We start from the raw sequence: 1,483 nt of genomic DNA, 5'->3' as shown, positions 1-1,483 counted from the left end.
AACCCGAAGTAGCCTTTCCAACCCAGCATATAGCGACGTAACCCAGCAATGACTTCACTTAGGCTGCGCCCTGTCTGTCGGCGTGTTAACTGCTTTACCCGTGTTTTGAAAACGCATCAGTGCCGCTTCAGATACCGCGCGTTTAACCTCGCCTCTTCGGGTTCGCCACAGGCTGTACCCTAAGAATTTTCGGCCAAACACGCTGCCTACCGCACTTTTGCTTTCATTCACTTGCAAACGCAGTTTCGCATAAAGCCTGCGCAGCCACGCCATCACCCGCTCTCCCGCTTTCTGACTGCGGACATACACATTGCAGTCGTCTGCATAACGGGCGAACCGATAGCCGCGTTGCTCTAAGGCTTTATCAACCTCATCCAGTAGCACATTCGCCAACAACGGCGAGAGCGGTCCACCTTGTGGTGTGCCTTCTTGGCGCGTTATCACCACGCCATTAGCCATGATGCCGGCGTTCAGATAAGCCCGGATAAGATGCAGTACGCTTTTATCGTCCAGCCGTTTGCTCAGTCGGTCCATCAGAATGTCATGGTTCACCCGGTCAAAGAACTTCGACAAGTCAACATCAACGACTATCTGGTAGCCTTCCTGCACATAACGTTGCGCGGCTAATACCGCGCTCTGGGCCCGTCTGCCAGGTCTGAAGCCATAACTGTGCTCACTGAACTGTGGGTCCAGTTTCGGTTGCAGTACCTGAAGTAACGCTTGTTGGATGAGTCGGTCCGTCACCGTTGGGACACCCAGCTCGCGCTCGGTGCCATCACTCTTCGGGATACCGACCCGGCGTACCGGTTGTGGACGATAACTGCCGTTTAGCAGCTGCGCTTTGATAGCCGGCCACTGCACCTTAAGGTGCTCTGCCGTCTGTGCTATCGTCAGACCATCTACTCCGGCGCTACCTTTGTTCGCTTTAATGCGTTGCCACGCTAAGCGCATGTTCTCCCTCGCAAGCGCCTGCTCAAGCAAGCTTTGCCCTGTGTGTTTGAACTGTTGTTGCGGGAATACCGTTTCATCACGGGTAGGCATCAACAAGGCTTCACCTTGCTTTTGCTTACCTCGCTCCAACTCTTTGGACATCTGATGCATGACGTTATTCATCAACAACGCGTTTCACACTCCTTCTCGTTCGGCCCTTCGTGTTATCCACTACTACGGCCTCTGCTGACTTCTCGCTCCGTATCACTACGTCGCCCTTTCAGGCATGAGGCGAGATCTCCCCAGGTAAGAACGCATTCCTTCACTGCACAACCGCCGGATTTACGTCACAAGCTTTGGCTACAAGAGCTTCGCAGAATTATGCCTGCTCGCCCTGCTCAGTCACGCCTCATATCCGATTCTTGTTCATCGGCTCGCAGTTTCGCTCCACGCTTCCTCCCCACAGTCCGTCGCCGTTCTGCAGTTGCGCTTCACTTCATTCGCTGTAGCCAGCTTATGGGAGGACTTGCACCTCCAAGAATGCGCCCATGCT

1 protein-coding gene and 1 pseudogene are annotated in these 1,483 nt (G+C 54.2%); both read right to left on the bottom strand.

Features of this window, described 5'->3' with window-relative positions; translation table 11 throughout:
* Positions 1-59 (bottom strand): annotated as a pseudogene (locus AJE_RS19070) (hypothetical protein); the annotation flags it as partial.
* A complete protein-coding gene (gene ltrA / locus AJE_RS19065; RefSeq protein ID WP_237709386.1) occupies positions 55-951 on the bottom strand; it encodes a group II intron reverse transcriptase/maturase in 897 nt (298 codons plus the stop codon). The gene ltrA and the pseudogene AJE_RS19070, both read right to left, overlap by 5 nt.
* Positions 952-1,483 lie beyond the last annotated feature (532 nt).

The organism is Alishewanella jeotgali KCTC 22429, from assembly GCF_000245735.1.
Classification (GTDB): Bacteria; Pseudomonadota; Gammaproteobacteria; order Enterobacterales; family Alteromonadaceae; genus Alishewanella; species Alishewanella jeotgali.
The sequence above is the reverse complement of the archived record's forward strand: the minus strand, read 5'-3'. Positions and strand labels throughout refer to the sequence as shown.